This is a genomic window from Neobacillus niacini (genome assembly GCF_030817595.1).
In the GTDB taxonomy this organism is placed as follows: Bacteria; Bacillota; Bacilli; order Bacillales; family Cytobacillaceae; genus Neobacillus; species Neobacillus niacini_G.
This window is the reverse complement of sequence record NZ_JAUSZN010000001.1, coordinates 3,280,901-3,294,005: the sequence shown is the minus strand read 5'-3', so window position 1 is coordinate 3,294,005 and position 13,105 is coordinate 3,280,901. Positions and strand designations below refer to the sequence as shown.

Genomic DNA, 13,105 nt, shown 5'->3' with positions numbered 1-13,105 from the left:
CTGTCCCTTGAGTTGCATACAGTGCAACTTGAGGGACAGTTTTTTTTTATAAAAATAACCTGCGCCCGTGATTCAGTTCACTACATTGAGAATGACTCGCAATTAATATAAAGGTAAGAACAAATTGAGGGGGTTGATTTTTCGATGGCAGCTACAAAAGTAACTCATAAAGGTAAAAAACAAGAGCAGGAAGCACCGCTAAAAGGAACATGGATTTCTGTAACAGTGGTTGGACTCGTAATTGTTGCTACGTATATAGTTCTATACGGTCTTTATATGGCCAGAATTTAAGGGGGATAGAGAGATGAAAATGCATCTTGATGAAAAAATTTGGCTTACGATAAGTTTTGGTATCATCATGGGGTTCATGTTAATCACAGGTTACCAAGCTTTTGCACTAGAAATGGGACCGCCAAGTAATATGGAAACGATTGACCCGCAAAAGGTTGATCAAACTGCACCATATGATAATCCTGGTGTTAAAAAAATGGGTGACAACGAATATGAAGTCGTTATGACCTTACAAGCGTTTGGTTTTAATCCAAATAACATTGAAATACCAGCGGGGGCAAAAGTTACATTTATTATGACATCAAAGGATGTCGTTCACGGATTTGAAGTAGCTGGAACAAATATAAATGCAATGGTTATGCCAGGACATATTCAAAAAATCACCCAAACATTTGATAAGCCAGGAAATTATTTAGTGATCTGTAATGAATATTGCGGTGCCGGTCACCAATTAATGAGTACAACGATTACGGTTAAATAAGGGGGGATAGCGGATGAAAATGGAAGCAGATTTAAAAGCGGGTTTTAAAGATAAGACAAATAAGATGCTGGGATATCACCCAGAGGATGCAAAATTATCGAAATCATATATAGCTGTAGCATTTATGGCATTATTAGTTGGCGGATTTTTAGGATTAATACAAGGTTTAAACAGAGCAGGATTGCTAGAGTTACCGACATGGTTTAATTATTATCAAGTATTGACTGCGCATGGATTATTGCTAATCCTCGTGTTAACAGCATTCTTTACCATTGGATATTTTTATGCAGCACTTTCTCATAATTTAGGAGGGATTCTTCCAAAAGTAAGAAGGCTTGCGTGGACTGGTTTCTACGTTAAGCTTGTAGGATTTGTATTAGCTGTCATTCCGATCTTAATGAATGAAGCATCGGTTATGTACACCTTCTATCCTCCGATGGCTGCGCATCCTGTATTTTATATTGGCTTAGCATTAATTGTAGTTGGTGTGTGGTTGTGTTGTATTGGAGCATTTATCCAAGTAGCAAATTGGAGAAAAAATCATAAAGGACAACACGTTCCAATCCTTTCTTACTTTGCAACGGGTGTATTCGTTCTATTATTTTTCGCTCTAATGTTCGTGGCTGTAGAAGTATTATTTATGATTATCCCATGGGTATTTGGCTGGGTAGATACAATCAATGTCATGGTCGCTCGTACACTGTTCTGGGCTTTTGGACACACATTGGTTAATATCTGGTATTTAACAGCAGTTTCTGCATGGTACGTAGTGGTACCAAAAATTATCGGCGGAAAGCGCTGGAGTGATTTATTAACACGTGTGGTTGTTATCGCTCTCGTTATTATGAATATTACTGGTGGATTCCATCACCAAATCATTGATCCAGGTATTAATGCAGTCGTTAAATTCATGCACGTATTTATGAGTTTGGCAATTGGTTTCCCATCACTCATGACAGCTTTTGCACTATTTGCGGTATTTGAGCGTACGGCTAGAAGAAAAGGCGGTAAAGGTTTAATTGGCTGGTGGAAGAAGATGCCTTGGGGAGATGTAAGGTTCCTAGCACCATTTATTGCCATGCTTTCCTTCATTCCAGCTGGGGCTGGCGGTATTGCACAAAGCACAAACCAATTAGACCAAGTTGTTCATAATACCATGTGGATTGTTGGACATTTCCACTTAACATTAGGTATGTCAGTGGTTATGACATTCTTTGGAATCAGTTACTGGTTAGTTCCATTTATTTCAAACCGTGTATTAACGCCGCAAATTAACCGATTAGGTGTTATCCAAACATGGATTTGGACCGTGGGTATGATTTTTATGGCAGGTGCTATGCACTACGTTGGGCTTCTAGGTTCACCTAGAAGAACTTCTTACACAACTTATGGCGACCATGCTACAGCTTTAGGCTGGGACCCGTACTTAATGTGTTTAGCTGTAGGGGGAACACTGTTAATCATTGGTGTTATTCTGCAAGTGTACGCTGTATTCAATTTGATGTTCTTTGCACCAAAAGGTGAAACGGAATTCCCAATTGCAGAGGAAGAAGATAACGCAACAAAAACTCCTTATATCACAGAGCGCTGGGGCATTTGGATTGTAGTCATGATCATCGTTGTTGCAATGGCATACGTAATACCACTTACAGAATTTATAGTAAACGCACCTCCAGGATCACCACCGTTTAAGACATGGTAAAACGAATAGCTCCAGCGCCTAGGCGCTGGAGCTAGACAGTAATAAAGTTAAAGAGATAGCTCCAAGATATTGGGCTATCTCTTTATTCTAATAAAACAAATTTGGAAGTGATCACTATGCTCAATAATAGGTATACGAAAATCTCATTTTTTCTTGTAATAATATTTGGCATAGGCTTGTTCTTTATCGGAACCGATGGCTTCACTGCCTTTACTGCCGAAACCGCCAGAGTGGAGGAGTTAAGAGATGAAAAACCTAAATTCCCTGATGTTACGCTTGAGGACAGTATGGGGCGAAAATATTCAATATCTGAATTTGAAGATAAATATGTATTTATTACATTTCTCTATACATCCTGTACCACCGTATGCCCTGAACTAGAATACAATATGAAGCAAGTTTACGATAAACTGCCAAGCACCGTTAAAGGAGAAGAAATCGTCTTTTTAAGCATAAGCTTCGATCCTGAAAAAGATACACCCGCTGTTTTAAACAAATACAAAGACTATTTTAAAAGTGATGGTGAAACCTGGCGGATGGCAAGAATCCCGGACAAGGCTGAGCTAGATTCATTATTAAAAGCATTTGGTGTGATTGTGATTCCAGATAATAATGGAACTTTTGCTCATAACTCAGCTTTTTATTTAGTGGATAAAAAAGGCAGTCTGATGGATGTAATGGACTATAAAAAAATCGACGAAGCTGCTCAAAAGGTTAATAACATCCTAGAAAGAGGGGAGGAGTAAGCTATGAATCAGTCATTTTATGGTTTACTATTATGGATTTTCCTCGTTGCCCCCCCGGTTGCAAATTTTATGGAATCCGTTATGGTCATTCATATGCATATGCAAATGCCGATGCTGGTCATTTCAGGAATGTTAATGGCCCGTTTTTTCCAAAAACGTTTTTCGGGATTCTTTGAGAAGTGGAACAGCAATGGAGTTCCGGGAATTACGTTATTTGTAGTTATCATGATATACTGGATGTTACCGCGGACAATGGATGAAGCGTTGACTACTCCGCTCGTTGAAGGATTTAAATTTATCAGTTTACCATTTTTAGCAGGTTTTTCTTTAAGAGACAGCTGGAAAAAGCTAAATCCTTTCGGGAAAAATTCAATCATTGTTAGTTTTACCGTTCTGTTTTTAGGCTTAGGCTGGTTATATATTTGGTCACCTGTGCAATTATGTAATAACTATCTGGTGATTCAGCAAGTAACTCTTGGATGGGGATTTTTAACAACTGCAATTGGGATGGTAGTTTACTTAGGCTATAACTTTTTTATCGACCCATCCGCTTATGAATAAAAGGGTCAGGCAGGAGCGAATGAATGAAAGAATTGAAATATGATGAACTTTTGAATATCGAAACGGAAGGAAATCAAAGGGGATATAACAAATCCTTCCATTATCACAGATACGAGCCAACTCCCTACCAAGCACTTGAAAAATTATTTGCAGAATATGAGTTAACTAGCAGTGATCATATCGTTGATTTTGGCTGTGGAAAAGGAAGGCTCAACTTCTTTATTCATTATCTATTTGGTGCTTCTGTTACCGGAGTTGAGATGAACGAAGTGCTATACGAAGAAGCGATTGAGAACAAAGCGAATTATCTAATAAAAGCTAAAAATAAAGGTGAGATTCAATTTCAATGCTGCTTGGCAGAAAAATATGAAATCAATCCCCTTGATAACCGTTTTTATTTTTTTAACCCATTTACGATACCGATTTTTTGGAAAATCATAAATAATATTTTGGTTTCAGTAGAAAAATACAAACGCGAAGTAGACGTGATTTTATATTATCCATCTGAAGATTATATCTACTATTTAGAAAACAATACCTTATTTGAATTAATAAAAGATATTCAACTTCCTGGTTTATATGAGAATAATGCAAATGAGCGATTTTTAATTTACCGCTTGGCATATTAAATGGCCCTCGCAGTCAAATGGAGACAAACGAGGGCTATTTTGTGACTGTTTGTTTTTTATATATTAATTTCGTAACTGCCTTTTCAAGTGTTTTACCGTTTTGGTTTCGAATCCATTTATCCGGAATCGTCTTATAGTGGCAAAGGCTGCTTTTTAAATAGTTATAAATAATTTGAGCTTCATCAATCTCATCTCTCTTTACATAGCTGCCGGCAGGAAAAGAAGTATTGATAAATGTTGTAGATATTAGGTTGCTGAGCTGATTAACCTCCAAATTATCAATAGTAACTATTTTACTGAAAAGAATCTCGTTGCGTTTAATAAGAAAAAGTTTGAAGGTGTCCTCAGCTAAATATTCTAGGACCACAATATTTTTATTTTCCTCGGTAAACTCGATGACCTTTTCTTTTCGAAGTAGAAATTGAATGGCATCAATCCTATCTCTATACCTCGCAGCTGTCTCAAAGTCAAAATCGACGGCAGCGTTATCCATTTTCTGCTTCATATCATCAAGGACTTTCATGCTGTCGCCATTAAGTAAAGCAATGATATCTTCAATAATGTCATGGTATTCCTGTAAAGCTGGTCCACCGCCGCACATCCCGATGCACACCCCAATAGAATGGTTCAAGCACAGCGAATTTTGCCGCTTAGAATTGCTGCAAAGAATTTTATAGGCTTCCTTGATGCCTATTATCGCAGTTTTGACTCTAGCTTTACTGGGAAAGGGTCCAAAATAAAGTCTGCCATCCTGTTCATCTCGATGGTTTGTGATCTCAATATCCGGATATTTTCTATCCCTATCAATCACAACGTAGGAGTAGGATTGGGGACTTTTCATCATTTTATTAAATAGCGGTTTTATCTCTCGAATTAATTTACATTCTAGCATAAACGCTTCAAATTCGGTATCGGTTAACAAAATATCAAAATCTCGAATATTGCTAACAAGCTTAATAATCTTTTGCGGATGTGCTTTTGATTGTTGGAAATAGGATTGAACACGTCTTTTAAGATTTTTTGCCTTGCCAATATAAATAATAGAGCCGCGGGAATCCTTCATTAAATAAACCCCGGGGGTCGAGGGAAGATTTTTTACCTTTTCTTTTATAAAAATAATACTTTCCCCCTTTCCCCATTTTTCTTCATTTTATCATAAAAAAATAACCAGATTGATTAAAACAATCTGGTAAAAAGCCGCTATGAAGGTGATTTAGAATAGAGAATATATAATAGTATTAACATGACAATATCTAAGCGTGCCTTAAATGCAAATGGAAGTATTCCACTGTCTAGGAGTGGGAGCTTTGTTAAAAGAATAGCTGCAATCATGATCCCAATTAAGGGAATCACTGCCTTTTTAACACTACGATGAAGTAAAATTAGTACCCCGCAAATGATCTCTAGAAAGGCTGTCACATACAACAGGATATCTGGAAAAGGCAGCCCTAAACCGATAAACACTTGAGCAAGTTCTGTACTAAATAATTTCATCACACCTGATGTAATAAAGACAAATGAAACAGCGTATCGGATTAAACTTGTAGTTGTCAACGAATGGTTCACATCAATTCCTCCTTTAATATGAAGGTATTCAATAGATGGGACATACCATGAGTAAATTTTAAAAATTTAGGGTTAATAATCACATTGAAAGCAAAAAATAAGATTGCCCAAAAGGGGAGGAGAGGCTCGAGACACGAGCTTCTCCTCTCTTGCGTAATAGGGGAAATATGACATTTATCATGTTTGGTACATGACAGCTATATCTACAAAATGGTGTTTTATTGGGGCTATAATTTTGATAACAAATGAAAGAAGGGAATATAAGTATGATCGAACAAAACCAAAAGAATTTACGAAAGCAAGTTGCACCTTATGAAAAATCAAATCTACGAGCAAGCATATGGCAGATAATCAATACCCTGGTACCTTTCTTAATATTGTGGATTCTGGCCTATCAAAGTCTAAATATATCGTACATACTTACATTGGGAATTTCTGTACTAGCAGCGGGATTTTTGGTGAGAACTTTCATTATTTTTCATGATTGCTGCCATCACTCCTTTTTTAAAAATCGGAAGGCAAACATGATCCTTGGAACGATTACCGGAATATTGACCGTTTTTCCCTATCATCAATGGCAGCACGATCATTCTGTTCACCATGCAACAAGCAGTAACTTGGATAAGCGGGGAACGGGAGATATCTGGGTGCTGACAGTGGATGAATACTTAGCAGCATCAAACTGGGAAAGATTGAAATACCGGTTATATCGGAATCCACTCGTTATGTTCGGACTCGGTCCGATTTACGTATTCCTGCTTAAAAATCGCTTTAATCGAAAAGGCGCTCGCTTCAATGAACGTATGAATACCTATATAACCAATGCAGGAATTGCTGCTTTGATAACGTTACTTTGCTTAACGATTGGATGGGAGCCATTTCTATTAGTCCAAGCTCCAATCTTCCTAATATCAGGTTCGTTGGGAATATGGCTCTTTTATGTGCAGCATACTTTTGAGGATTCCTATTTTGAGGAAGATCAGCATTGGGAATATGTAAAAGCAGCTGTTGAGGGCAGTTCCTTTTATAAGCTTCCGAAAATTTTACAATGGCTGACGGGGAATATTGGTTACCACCATGTTCACCATTTAAGCCCGAGAGTTCCTAATTATAAGCTGGAAGAGGCACATAATAACACATTGCCACTGCAAACTGTTCCAACCATCACGTTAGCAACCAGCTTAAGTTCACTCAAATTTCGACTATGGGATGAGAAGGGGAAAAAGTTTGTCGGCTTTAAAGAGGTTAAAGTCCTATTAAAAAAACAGAAAGAGTTTCTTCGACCGGAGAAGGCTTAATTTCGGCAAGCCCAAATAGGGGCTTGTCGTTTTTTCTGTTCTAAATGGAGGTATTGGCCGAATAAATAGTAGTAAATGAAGATAGAGGGGAATTGTGGTAATATTAAGGTAATTACTATTAAAAGCAGAAAATGAGGTTCCTTCATGTTAAAAAGGTATATGACATTCCAGAAAAATAGCGGTATATCACCTTATATATGGACAATTCTTTGTATATTGCCATTTTATTTTATTTTTCAAACAGCCTCACCTATTAAAATAATTGTTGGGATTATCCTTACCATTCTCTTTTTCGTTTTCTACCGGATTGCATTCATTTCGAAAGGATGGCCGGTTTATCTCTGGACCTTCATCCTAATTGGTATTTCGATTACATCCACGAGCCTTTTCAGCTATGTGTATTTTGCTTTTTTTCTCTCCTATTTTATCGGTAATATTAAAGAACGTGTTACGTTTCTAACCTTATATTTTATTCATTTGATTAGTACATCCGCTTCTATTAACTTCAGTATTGTACAGATGGATGAACTTTTCCTTAAGCAATTGCCTTTTGTTATCATCATTTGGGTAAGTGTCATTCTGCTTCCATTTAATATTCATAACAAAAAAGAAATGGGGCAGCTTGAAGAGAAATTGGAGGATGCTAATAAGCGGATTTCAGAGCTTGTTAAGCTCGAGGAGCGTCAGAGGATTGCCCGTGACCTTCATGATACATTAGGCCAAAAGCTTTCACTCATTGGTTTGAAAAGTGATTTAGCAAGGAGATTAATTACAAAAGATCCGGACCAGGCCCGGAATGAGTTAAAGGACGTGCAGCAAACCGCAAGAACAGCGTTAAGTGAAGTTAGAAAAATGGTATCTTCGATGCGGGGAATCCGATTAAAGGAAGAGATTGTCCGGGTGAAACAAATCCTGAAGGCCGCCGAAATAAACTTCGAGGGAAACCAGGATATTTCTATAAAAAATGTTCCTTTATTGACAGAAAACATACTTAGTATGTGCTTGAAGGAGGCAGTAAACAATGTTGTCAAACATAGTGGTGCCACCTCTTGCTCGATATCATTTGTACAATCGTGGAAGGAAATGGTGATGACCATCCATGATAATGGTGTGTTTAAAGACGAAGGGGATAAAGACACAAGGGGAAGCGGTCTTTTAGGAATGAAAGAACGCCTTGAATTTATTAATGGCAGCTTAGAACTTGAAACAAAAGAAGGCACAACCTTAGTAATCAGAGTGCCTAATGACGTAAAGCCGTCTGATAAGGAGGAGGCGTAAAAATGATTAGAATTGTGCTAGCGGAAGACCAGCAAATGCTGTTGGGCGCCTTCGGTTCACTTCTAAATTTGGAAGAGGACATGGAAGTGGTTGGCAAGGCTTCAAATGGGGAAGAAGCAGTAGCCTTGGTACGAAAACATCAGCCTGATATATGTATTATGGATATTGAAATGCCAGGGAAAACAGGTTTAGAAGCGGCAGAAGAAATAAAAGGGCTAAATTGCAAAGTGATTATCTTAACAACCTTTGCGCGAACTGGTTATTTTCAACGTGCTTTAAAAGCAGGCGTTCGAGGCTATTTATTAAAGGATAGTCCAAGTGAAGAGCTGGCAAGCTCCATTCGGCGTGTCATGGAGGGGAAACGTATTTACGCCCCTGAACTTATGGATGATGTATACTCCGAAGAAAATCCTTTAACAGATCGTGAAAAAGAAGTATTAGAGCTCGTCGCAGATGGCAAAAACACACAAGAAATCGCAGAACAACTGAGCATCAAAACAGGAACCGTCCGAAACTACATCTCAACCATCCTAGACAAACTAGACGTCAAAAACCGAATCGAAGCCATCAAACAATCCAAAGAAAAAGGCTGGTTCAAATAATAAATAAATAAATAAATAAATAAATAAATAAATAAATGGTGACAGGCACCACTCGTGGACACTTTCCACCCCATATGGACAGTTTGGAAAATAATTGAAACAGGATGGCGATCCTGTTTCTTTTTATTGTGACGGTCATGTTATAATTAGACTGAAAATTATGATTATTATAAAGGGGTGGCTTAGGATGAGTTTAACTTCGCATGATACGGAAACGAGGGGTAAGAATACCTATAATTTTGATGAATTTGTTTCAAAACGTGAGAGTTTAGATTGGTATTCTGATGAACCATTTTTGCAGAAAGCCGTGAAGAAATATACTGGCGCTCAGTTTGACCAGGTTCATCAGAAAATCCTCGATTTTTCACCGAGGATGTCTTCGAAATGGAATACATTAGCGGAACGAAATGCCAGACCAGAGGCTCGTCCTTATATGCTGCACTATGATGCTTTTAATCATCGAATTGACCGTATTGTCCGGCCATTCGAGGTACACCAGTTAGAGAGAGAAGTCTTTGGTGAAGGCCTTTTCTCGAGTAAAATGCCGCCATGGGAAAGCTTTGTGAAAAGATTGTTGACGCACCAAATTGGTGAAGGCGGCGTGACATGCCCACTAACTTGTACACATGGATTAATTGCCCTTCTCGAACAATTCCCTAATCCTGAAATTCCACAGCTCCAAGAAATTTTATTACATACAAAAGATGGTCTAAACGGCGAATTTGCGATTGGGGCGCAGTTTATGACGGAAATTCAAGGCGGCTCTGATTTGCCTGCAAATGTTCTTGAAGCGGTACCTGATGGTAAAAATTATCGGTTATATGGAAATAAGTTTTTCTGCTCTGCAGCTCATGCTGATTATTCTGTTGTAACCGCAAAAATATCCGGTTCAAATAAAGTATCTACGTTTATTGTTCCTGCATGGCTACACGGCGATAAGGAAAAGGAAAAACGAAATGGATACCAAATCAATCGGATAAAATGGAAACTTGGCACAGCTGAATTGCCAACAGCAGAAATTCAATATAACGGTGCACTTGCTTATCCGATTGGTCCTAAGGATAAAGGTATTGCCGTTGCGGTGGGTATTGTTCTTACTTTATCCCGATTAGAAATTGGAATTGCTTGTGCAGGATTTATGCTTCGAGCATCGAGAGAAGCAAACCTTTATGGTGACTTCCGTACAGCCTTTGGAAAAAAGGTTAAAGAGTATCCATTAGCTGCTAGCAAACTGCGAAAAGTTGAAAACGCTGCGAAACGAACAACTGCAGGGGCTTTTAAAATTTATGGCCTTTTCTTACGCTTGGAGAAGCCATTAAACCCAGGAATTAATTCTGACCATCCATTAGAAGTAAGAAAGCAGCTATTTATCTTACGAGAACTGGTTCTACTCCAAAAAATATGTGCAACAAATGAGGGGGCAGAAGTGCTTAGAGAGGCGATATCAGTCTTTGCAGGTCACGGGGTCATGGAGGAATTCTCCGCACTGCCAAGGATTTTCCGTGATGTTGTGGTTAATGAACAATGGGAAGGACCACGTAATCTGCTGCTCACTCAAATCTATCGTGATTTTCAGAGAGTTGCAGACTGGTATTCTCCATCTGATTTTGTTCGTGATGTATTAATTGGTGCGCCACATGAAACGATTGCGAAATTCTCTGATCAACTGGAGGATTTGCTCCAAAGACCGGTTCTAGGAGAGGTGAGTGAGGCTTCAATGAAAGCCGCAGAGGAATGGGATACTTATTGTGATTCCTTCTTTAAAACATATCAGGAGGTTGCTCTAGCTGAAATCGAATAACACAGTTGGCCAGCATTTGTCTTCCACACAAATGGCTGGCTTTAATTTTTTTTTAAAATAGGCAACCTAATGTATTGACCTTAACGTTGCGTAAAGGTGTATTGTAATTTATGAGGAGATGATCACATGGAATATACAATACAAAAACTAGCCAGTCTCGCAGGTGTCAGCACTCGAACACTCAGGTATTATGATGAAATTGGAATTCTTAAGCCGGCAAGAATCAATTCATCAGGATATCGGATTTATGGGCAGGAGGAAGTAAACCGTCTTCAGCAAATCCTGTTCTATAGAGAGCTTGGTGTCGGTTTAGACAGCATAAAGGAGATTGTAACAGCGCCGACCTTTGACGGTGCTAGAGCACTGCGAGAACATCGTGAAAAACTCCTCGAAAAAAGAGAACAACTAGATTTATTAATCACCAATGTCGATAAAACAATAGCACTTACCGAGGGGAGAATAACCATGTCAAATAAAGAAAAATTTGAAGGCTTTAAGAAAAAGATGGTTGAAGATAACGAGAAAAAGTATGGCAAGGAAATCCGTGATAAATATAGGCAAGGAAAGCGTTGAGGCTTCAAATGCAAAAGTAATGAACATGACCGAGGAGCAATATCAAGAGGTAACAGCATTAGCTGAACAAATCCACACTACATTAGCTGAAGCATTTAAAACAGGTGACCCTGCAGGTGAATTAGCACAAAAGGCAGCCGATCTCCATAAGCAATGGTTAACCTACTATTGGAAAGATTACAGCAAGGAAGCCCATGCAGGTCTAGCACAAATGTATGTGGATGACGAAAGGTTTACGGCTTATTATGACAAAGAGCAGCCGGGTACAGCAGTGTTCCTAAGAGATGCAATTCATATCTACACAGGACAAAAAAACTAATAGTAAAGCTCACCCAATAATAGTGAACTGACCCAGTTAAACGGGACAAGAAAAAACACCTATGCTGCCACAGCCCTATATTCAACAGGGCTGTGGCAATTTAATTTTGTAAATGGTCGTATATAATTGTAATAATACATGTACGTATCTACTTTTTCTAGTACAATAGAGTCTGTAAGGTGCGCCCTTAATTGGGTACTGAATTCTTCCGACTTTAGCGAGGAGTGGAAGGATTCGATTACGGCATTATCATAGCAATTGCCTTTCCGGGACATGCTTGTGATAATGCCTTTTTCTTTAGCTAATTTCTGAAAGGAGTATGATGTATATTGTGAACCTTGATCACTATGCAAAATAATTTCATAAGTTTCCCTTCCATCACAAGCTGCTTCGAGAGTTTCCAGGACTAAACTAACATCTTGTGAATCGCTCACTTTGTAAGCAATAACTTCGTTGTTATACAAATCCATAATTGTTGATAAATAAAGCATTTTTTCTCCGTATGGTAGATAAGTAATATCCGTTACCCATTTTTGATTTGGTTTATCAGCTAAAAAGTTCTGATTAAGGAGATTCTCTACCACCAATTTGCTTTCCCCTGCAATATAATTTTTTCTTTTAACTTTCACTCTGCATTGAATATTGTACTTTTGCATCACTTTTTGGACTGTCTTTCGATCCACTTTTATATTGTAATCTTTACATAGGAGCCCCTTTACCTTTCTATGGCCCACTCGGTAAGATAAAGATTTACAAATATCAATAATTAGCTGGTGTAAGTATGGTGCCTCATCTTTAGATTTTTCCTTCCAACGATAATAAGTAGACCTTGGAATTCCAAAGCACTCACAAATTTCAGATATGGAATATTTACTTCTAAACGATTCTACAACTTCTACAAAAATTTCCGGAACCACTTCCTTTCGACTTCTTGATACTTTCCCATAATTTCATCTCGCATTTCATAGTATTTAACTTTTTTTCTTAACTGACTTAACTCAGTTTCATCATCTGGCCCCTTACCAAAAGCATATTGCTTACCAATTGGTTGAGCCAACCTGTGTTCTTCTCCTTTTCTATACCAACTCATCCAAGTCTTTATTTGAGTCTTGTTCTTTATCCCATATATCTCCATAATCTCTTTATTCGTCAATTCCCCCGCGAGTTTAAGACGTATAACCTCCTTTTTTACCTCTTCAGGATAAAATGTTTTTTACCCATAAGAAAAACACCTCCAAATGTCGATAAATGTGTTAAT

General features: G+C 38.1%; 13 protein-coding genes and 1 pseudogene. 11 read left to right on the top strand and 3 right to left on the bottom strand.

Annotated features, from left to right (window positions below):
• Positions 1 to 144 precede the first annotated feature (144 nt).
• The 6 genes from QFZ31_RS15745 to QFZ31_RS15720 all read left to right on the top strand — a co-directional run bounded on the left by QFZ31_RS15745 (position 145) and on the right by QFZ31_RS15720 (position 4,410).
• Entirely contained in the window at positions 145 to 291 is a 147-nt protein-coding gene (locus QFZ31_RS15745; protein WP_307304217.1) for a cytochrome C oxidase subunit II, read from the top strand.
• A 13-nt stretch (positions 292 to 304) separates the two neighbouring features.
• On the top strand, positions 305 to 772 hold the full coding sequence (locus QFZ31_RS15740; RefSeq protein WP_307304214.1) for a cytochrome c oxidase subunit II: 468 nt from the start codon (positions 305 to 307) through the stop codon (positions 770 to 772).
• Between the two features lie 19 nt (positions 773 to 791).
• A complete protein-coding gene (locus QFZ31_RS15735; protein ID WP_307311598.1) occupies positions 792 to 2,474 on the top strand; it encodes a cbb3-type cytochrome c oxidase subunit I in 1,683 nt (560 codons plus the stop codon).
• A gap of 116 nt (positions 2,475 to 2,590) precedes the next feature.
• Complete coding sequence (locus QFZ31_RS15730; protein WP_307304211.1) at positions 2,591 to 3,220, top strand: SCO family protein; 630 nt, start codon at positions 2,591 to 2,593, stop codon at positions 3,218 to 3,220.
• Positions 3,221 to 3,223: 3 nt separating this feature from the next.
• Positions 3,224 to 3,781, top strand: a complete 558-nt coding sequence (locus tag QFZ31_RS15725; RefSeq protein WP_307304209.1) for a hypothetical protein — start codon at positions 3,224 to 3,226, stop codon at positions 3,779 to 3,781.
• A gap of 23 nt (positions 3,782 to 3,804) precedes the next feature.
• Complete coding sequence (locus tag QFZ31_RS15720; protein WP_307304204.1) at positions 3,805 to 4,410, top strand: methyltransferase; 606 nt, start codon at positions 3,805 to 3,807, stop codon at positions 4,408 to 4,410.
• A gap of 34 nt (positions 4,411 to 4,444) precedes the next feature.
• Here QFZ31_RS15720 and QFZ31_RS15715 read toward each other — a convergent pair whose 3' ends face one another.
• Both QFZ31_RS15715 and QFZ31_RS15710 read right to left on the bottom strand, forming a co-directional pair.
• Positions 4,445 to 5,473 carry a UvrB/UvrC motif-containing protein gene (locus QFZ31_RS15715; RefSeq protein WP_307304202.1) on the bottom strand — a complete coding sequence of 343 codons (1,029 nt, stop codon included), beginning with the start codon at positions 5,471 to 5,473 and terminating at the stop codon, positions 4,445 to 4,447.
• 137 nt (positions 5,474 to 5,610) lie between these two features.
• A complete protein-coding gene (locus QFZ31_RS15710) occupies positions 5,611 to 5,976 on the bottom strand; it encodes a DoxX family protein (RefSeq protein ID WP_307304200.1) in 366 nt (121 codons plus the stop codon).
• Positions 5,977 to 6,242: 266 nt separating this feature from the next.
• On the opposite strand from QFZ31_RS15710, the gene QFZ31_RS15705 reads away from it, so the two are divergent.
• The 5 genes and pseudogenes from QFZ31_RS15705 to QFZ31_RS15685 all read left to right on the top strand — a co-directional run bounded on the left by QFZ31_RS15705 (position 6,243) and on the right by QFZ31_RS15685 (position 11,847).
• On the top strand, positions 6,243 to 7,274 hold the full coding sequence (locus tag QFZ31_RS15705) for a fatty acid desaturase (protein ID WP_307304197.1): 1,032 nt from the start codon (positions 6,243 to 6,245) through the stop codon (positions 7,272 to 7,274).
• A gap of 144 nt (positions 7,275 to 7,418) precedes the next feature.
• Entirely contained in the window at positions 7,419 to 8,552 is a 1,134-nt protein-coding gene (locus QFZ31_RS15700) for a sensor histidine kinase (RefSeq protein WP_307304196.1), read from the top strand.
• A gap of 2 nt (positions 8,553 to 8,554) precedes the next feature.
• Entirely contained in the window at positions 8,555 to 9,154 is a 600-nt protein-coding gene (locus QFZ31_RS15695) for a response regulator transcription factor (RefSeq protein WP_306077233.1), read from the top strand.
• Between the two features lie 187 nt (positions 9,155 to 9,341).
• Complete coding sequence (locus tag QFZ31_RS15690) at positions 9,342 to 10,955, top strand: acyl-CoA dehydrogenase family protein (protein WP_307304191.1); 1,614 nt, start codon at positions 9,342 to 9,344, stop codon at positions 10,953 to 10,955.
• Positions 10,956 to 11,081: 126 nt separating this feature from the next.
• Positions 11,082 to 11,847 (top strand): annotated as a pseudogene (locus tag QFZ31_RS15685) (MerR family transcriptional regulator).
• Positions 11,848 to 11,906: 59 nt separating this feature from the next.
• On the opposite strand, the gene QFZ31_RS15680 reads toward QFZ31_RS15685, so the two are convergent.
• Positions 11,907 to 13,024 (bottom strand): IS3 family transposase gene (locus QFZ31_RS15680; protein WP_307311597.1). Its coding sequence is split into 2 segments (ribosomal slippage): positions 11,907 to 12,790 and positions 12,790 to 13,024, totalling 1,119 coding nucleotides; the frame shifts between segments, so codons are not numbered across the junction.
• Positions 13,025 to 13,105 lie beyond the last annotated feature (81 nt).